The following is a 5,495-nucleotide window of genomic DNA, read 5'->3' as shown; positions in this document are numbered from 1 at the left end:
TGATAAAGTTGCGGCAATGAAAGATAATTATAAGAAAATGGGGCTTGACTGTCTTGTTATCTTAGGCGGTAACGGTACACATAAAACGGCTAATTTACTTTCTGAAGAAGGTCTTAATGTGGTTACAATGCCAAAGACGATTGACAATGACGTTTGGGGTACGGAAATGACTTTCGGTTTTCAAAGTGCCGTTGATATTGCAACGGAAGTGATAGACTGTATTCATACAACAGCTACTTCTCACGGACGTATTTTTATTGTTGAGGTAATGGGACATAAAGTAGGTTGGCTTAATTTGTATGCAGGTATCGCAGGCGGTGCGGATATAATTCTGTTGCCTGAAATTCCTTATGATATTAACGAAATTGCCAAAGTTATCGAAAAGAGAGAACAAGCCGGAAAGAGATTTTCAATTCTTGCCGTTGCAGAGGGTGCAATTTCAAAAGAAGAGGCAAAGATGAAGAAGAAAGAGCTAAAAGCACTTCGTGCGTCAATGCCTTATCCGTCAATCTCTTATAAGATTGCAAAGGAACTTGAGGAAGTTACGGGTCACGAAATCAGAGTAACTGTTCCGGGACACTTCCAAAGAGGCGGAAGCCCTTGTGCATATGACAGATTTCTTTGCACACGTTTCGGTGCGGCTGCCGCAAGACTCATAAAGAACGAACAGTACGGCTTTATGGTTGCATTGCAGAATGAAAAAATTGTTCCTGTACCGCTTGGCGAGGTGGCCGGAAAACTTAAAAAAGTCCCTGTTGACAGCGATATTATCGAGGCGGCAAAGGAAATAGGCATATCATTTGGTGACTAAAATTTTGCAGATGTCAAAAAGTCAGTTAGGATTTTGGAAAAATGAACCCATATATAAGGCTCTCCGTGATTGTGGAGAGCCTTATTCTTTTAATTCGTCTAAAAGACGTTCAAGACATTTTTTCTCTATTCTGCTGACGTAACTGCGGCTTATGCCGAGTATATCGGCAATTTCTTTTTGCGTTTTTTTCGGCTGATTACCGAGTCCGTATCGCCAACAGAGAATATTTATTTCGGTTGGGGCTAATATTTTTTTCATTGCGTTGTACAGTTTTTGAGCTTCAAGTTTGCCGGAAATGAGGTCGGCAATATCTGTTGAATCGCAAGTCAGTATATCCGAAAAAGTCATATTGTTGCCCTCACGGTCTGTGCCGATACTTTCATCAATGGAAATTTCATTTTGAAGTTTCTTTGACGAACGCATAACCATAAGCACTTCATTCTCAATACAACGTGAAATATATGTAGACAGACGTGAATTTTTTTCAGGATTGAATGTGTTTATTCCTTTGATAAGACCGATTGTGCCGATAGATATAAGGTCCTCAAGATTTTTTTCGTCAGCATACTTTTTTGCAATGTGTGCAACAAGTCTGAGATTGTGTTCGATAAGTACATTTTTTGCACTTTCATCACCTTTTGCATACAAGTCAAGATATTTCTTTTCTTCACTTTTGTTTAATGGCTTTGGAAATGTCGCATTACCCGAAACGTATCCGGCAAGTATTAAAACAGTCTGTATCCATTCAAAAAATAAACCGCCAAGAAACATATCTCATAACCTCCTTTACACATAATATGCTTAACATATCGTACAAATAGCTAAATTGATGTCCTTATTTTTGTTAAAATTCGGAAAATTGGGTAAAATTAAAATGGTTGACGTAAAATGTCTTTTTATTGTAAACAATACGATATTGACTTGAAATGAGGAACATAATATAATGATAATTGAATAGGTATGAAATATTGAAATCGGAGGGTAGAATATATGCTATGTAAAGTATGTGGAGCTCAGATACCGGATGATGCTCAAGAATGTGAATTTTGCGGTACAAAAGTTAATGAAGATGCAAGTGCGGCAGAAGAAACAAAAGTAATTAATACAGATGAAATAGAAAATGCGTATCAGGAACATCAAGCCGAGTTGAATGAAAATTTGGGTGATGAACAAAATGATAATTCTGAAGAACAAGAAAATTCAGAAGGTGATGAAATCTATGATGATAATGAAAGAAGACGTCGTGAACAGGTAAAGAAAATGATGGAGGATAAGAAACAACAGTTGTCTGAAATCGAACGTCGCCGTAATGAAAAAAGAAAAAAACAAAGACGTAATCGTATTGTGCTTATCGGTGCAATTTGTGCTCTTGCAGTTGCTGCTGCCGGAATAGGTGTGTATTATCTTGTGTCTAACGTCAACGGCGGAAACAAAATAGAGGAAACACCTGCACCGTCAGTTGCAGTTGTGTCAACACCGAGTGTAATTGCAACACCTGCGGTAAGTGAAGAACCTGTACAGACGCCTGAGTTGTCAATGGAAACATCTCCGAGAGATGAAAACAGTACATCATCAAACAGCCAATCGTGGTCTGCAACAGGTAATACAGGCAGCGGTACATCAGCCTCAAGGAGCGGAAGTACATCGTCAAGCGGCACAACATCTAAGAGTAATACTTCAAAAGGTTCATCAAGTACATCATCTAAAGGAAAAGGTTCAAGCGGTTCATCATCAAGTACATCAAGTTCAAGCGGTACAGGCTCATCGTCAAATACATCATCTGCACAAAACAGCGGAGTTTCATCTTCAAACATTTCTTCACAGCTAAGTACAGGCGGTGAAGTTATATATGACTCAAATGCCGGAAAACATTTAATGACATTTGTAACTAATAATGTTAAATATTACGCAACTGTTTCAGCCGGTAGTACAACGGAACAGATAAACGGCAAGCCTTACACGATAACGGCTGTACCGACGTCGGAAACGTATAACGGAAATACTGTATATGAAATTACGAGTATAACGAATTATGCAGGTGACTATATACTTGCAAATTCGGGTACAAAACTTCTTACAAATGATGATATTAAGGGAATGTCAAAGCACGACCTTGCACTTGCGAGAAACGAAATATATGCCCGTCACGGACGTAAATTCCAAACGGAAGAATACAGCAAATATTTCAGCAGTAAGTCTTGGTATTCAATTAATCCGAATTATAATTACAGTGATGATGACAGTAATCTTAATTCGATAGAAGTTAAGAATGTACAATTTATATTAAATGCTGAAAGAAATTAAATAATATCAATAAACTAAAAAGTCTGACCCACAGGGTCAGACTTTTTAGTTTATGCTGTCAATATCATAAGGTGTGATTTGATATACAAAGTAATTGAGCCAATTTGAGAATAACAAATTAGCGTGGGAACGCCAACGGACGATCGGTTTTTTTGTAGGATCGTCATTAGGAAAATAGTGTTTTGGTATTATCGGATTTTTACCTTTGTCCAAATCTCTGAAATATTCATCACGCAACGTTGTTGCGTCGTATTCTGCGTGACCTGTTACAAAAATACGTCTGCCGCCTTTTGTAAATACGATATACACGCCCGCCTCTTTTGAATCACAAAGAATTTCAAGCTCTTTAACCTTTTTTATATCCTCTGCACGCACTTCCTGAAAACGTGAATGCGGTGCGTAAAATTCATTGTCAAAACCTCGTACAAGCTTTGCCGTGCGTCTGTTCACCTTGTGCTTGAAAACCCCCGAACATTTTTCTTTTAACGGATGCTTCGGCACACCGTAATGATAGTAAAGACCGGCAAGTGCCGCCCAACATATGTGCAATGTTGAAGTGACGTGAGTTTTGGACCAATCCATTATGCGTGTAAGCTCGCCCCAATAATCAACATCTTCATATTCAAGGTTTTCAACAGGCGCACCTGTTATAATCATTCCGTCATATTTTGAATCTTTTATTTCATCAAAGGTTGTATAAAATGTTGCCAAATGTTCTGACGGTGTGTTTTTTGATTCGTGTGTATCCATTTGCAGAAAATCTATTTCAATTTGCAACGGTGAATTTGAAAGCAGTCTTAAAAGCTGTGTTTCGGTAGCTATTTTAGTCGGCATCAAGTTCACTATTACAATTTTAAGCGGACGAATATCTTGGTGCATAGCCTTTTTTTCACTCATAACAAAAATATTTTCTTTTCTGAGCTGTGCTGTTGCCGGAAGTTTGTCCGGTATCTTTATAGGCATATATATCCACTCCCTTGCTTAATATACTAACGTTTATTATAACACAAAACAGTATATATTACAATAGATTATCATTAATTATAATATAACAGAAAATTTGCAATATGTATAAATTATACCCAAAAGCATTATAATAAGTATAGTACGGAGGTGTGTACAGTGATAAATGATACAGATACAGAAAGCAATATAGCGGAACAGGAACGACGGAATATTGAGGATTTGGGAAGTGTTGAAACAAAAAATCCGAGAGGTAATATACATTGTCTGAATATAATCGGTCAGGTTGAGGGACATATGGTATTGCCGCCGCAGAACAAGACAACGAAATACGAACACGTTCTGCCGCAGCTTATAGCGATTGAGGAAAATCCGGAAATTGACGGACTTATGGTGCTTTTAAATACGGTAGGCGGTGACGTTGAGGCAGGATTGGCAATAGCTGAAATGATAGCCGGAATGAGCAAACCTACCGTTTCGCTTGTTTTGGGCGGCGGACACAGTATAGGTGTACCGCTTGCGGTTGCGACGGATTATTCGTTCATTGCACCGACCGCAACTATGACAGTGCATCCGCTCAGAATGAACGGCGTTGTAATCGGCGTTATGCAGACATTTCAATATTTTCAGAATATGCAGGACAGAATAATTGATTTTGTTGTTTCAAATTCAAATATATCATACGACAAATTTAAACAGTTAATGCTCACGACTGATGAAATAGCAAACGACGTGGGGAGTATATTATTTGCAAAAAAGGCGGTTGAATACGGACTTATAAATGAAATGGGCGGACTTAAAGACGCACTTGAAAAAATGTATGAGCTGATAGAAAAGGAGAGAGAAAATAAAAAATGATTTATTCAATAGTGCCGACAGATGTTGTGTTTTTCGACAATACTCAAATAAGACAAAGACATCTAAAAATGTATAACAACGTGACACTTGAATTGACAGACGGACGCGTGGAGAGAATTATAAGCACAAATCCTCAGGATTATCTGAAATATCATAATTTACTCGGTTCAAACAATATTTAGAAAAAAAATCTTGCAAAACTTTGTCTTATGGTGTATAATGTAACAGATTGCCGTACTCGTGGCAATACACTAATGAAGGAGGAAAAGAATATGCAAGATAATGTATATGACGTTTTGCTGGAGCGTGGACTTATTGCCCAGACAACACACGAACAAGAGATACGAGAATTATTAGGAAAGGAAAAAGTTACGTTCTATATTGGCTTTGACCCAACAGCAGACAGCCTTCATGTAGGACACTTTTTGCAGATGGTCGTAATGCGACATATGCAGAATTACGGACACAGACCGATTGCCCTTGTCGGCGGCGGTACAGGTCATATCGGTGACCCGTCGGGAAGAACCGATATGCGTCAGATGATGACAAAGGAAATAAT

At 38.2% G+C, this 5,495-nt stretch carries 6 protein-coding genes and 1 pseudogene; 5 read left to right on the top strand and 2 right to left on the bottom strand.

What is annotated here, in order from left to right:
• A partial coding sequence (locus ACLTU0_RS10420; RefSeq protein WP_412322375.1) for a 6-phosphofructokinase occupies window positions 1-811 on the top strand: 811 nt, incomplete at its 5' end.
• 81 nt (window positions 812-892) lie between these two features.
• On the opposite strand, the gene sigK is transcribed toward ACLTU0_RS10420, so the two are convergent.
• On the bottom strand, window positions 893-1,582 hold the full coding sequence (gene sigK / locus ACLTU0_RS10415) for an RNA polymerase sporulation sigma factor SigK (RefSeq protein ID WP_022228843.1): 690 nt from the start codon (window positions 1,580-1,582) through the stop codon (window positions 893-895).
• Between the two features lie 219 nt (window positions 1,583-1,801).
• Between sigK and ACLTU0_RS10410 the strand changes: the two genes are divergently transcribed.
• The gene (locus ACLTU0_RS10410; RefSeq protein ID WP_412322374.1) at window positions 1,802-3,115 is read left to right on the top strand and encodes a YARHG domain-containing protein; all 1,314 of its coding nucleotides are present in this window, start codon (window positions 1,802-1,804) and stop codon (window positions 3,113-3,115) included.
• Between the two features lie 45 nt (window positions 3,116-3,160).
• Here ACLTU0_RS10410 and metA read toward each other — a convergent pair whose 3' ends face one another.
• Complete coding sequence (gene metA / locus ACLTU0_RS10405) at window positions 3,161-4,078, bottom strand: homoserine O-acetyltransferase MetA (protein ID WP_022228841.1); 918 nt, start codon at window positions 4,076-4,078, stop codon at window positions 3,161-3,163.
• 189 nt (window positions 4,079-4,267) lie between these two features.
• On the opposite strand from metA, the gene ACLTU0_RS10400 reads away from it, so the two are divergent.
• The 3 genes and pseudogenes from ACLTU0_RS10400 to ACLTU0_RS10390 all read left to right on the top strand — a co-directional run.
• The gene (locus tag ACLTU0_RS10400; RefSeq protein WP_308456180.1) at window positions 4,268-4,936 is read left to right on the top strand and encodes a ClpP family protease; all 669 of its coding nucleotides are present in this window, start codon (window positions 4,268-4,270) and stop codon (window positions 4,934-4,936) included.
• Window positions 4,933-5,118 (top strand): YlzJ-like family protein, encoded by a 186-nt coding sequence (locus tag ACLTU0_RS10395; protein WP_022228839.1) that lies wholly within the window; start codon window positions 4,933-4,935, stop codon window positions 5,116-5,118. The genes ACLTU0_RS10400 and ACLTU0_RS10395 overlap by 4 nt, the downstream gene beginning before the upstream one ends.
• A gap of 90 nt (window positions 5,119-5,208) precedes the next feature.
• A pseudogene (locus ACLTU0_RS10390) lies at window positions 5,209-5,495 on the top strand (tyrosine--tRNA ligase); the annotation flags it as partial.

The organism is Hominilimicola sp. (assembly GCF_046972485.1).
GTDB classification, from domain to species: Bacteria; Bacillota; Clostridia; order UBA1381; family UBA1381; genus Hominilimicola; species Hominilimicola fabiformis.
This window is presented reverse-complemented; position numbering and strand designations above follow the sequence as displayed.

Bases quoted from the DNA above. Each gene is read 5' to 3' on its own strand.
- sigK (WP_022228843.1), bottom strand. From the start codon at position 1,582: ATGTTTCTTGGCGGTTTATTTTTTGAATGGATACAGACTGTTTTAATA.
- ACLTU0_RS10410 (WP_412322374.1), top strand. From the start codon at position 1,802: ATGCTATGTAAAGTATGTGGAGCTCAGATACCGGATGATGCTCAAGAA.
- metA (WP_022228841.1), bottom strand. From the start codon at position 4,078: ATGCCTATAAAGATACCGGACAAACTTCCGGCAACAGCACAGCTCAGA.
- ACLTU0_RS10395 (WP_022228839.1), top strand. From the start codon at position 4,933: ATGATTTATTCAATAGTGCCGACAGATGTTGTGTTTTTCGACAATACT.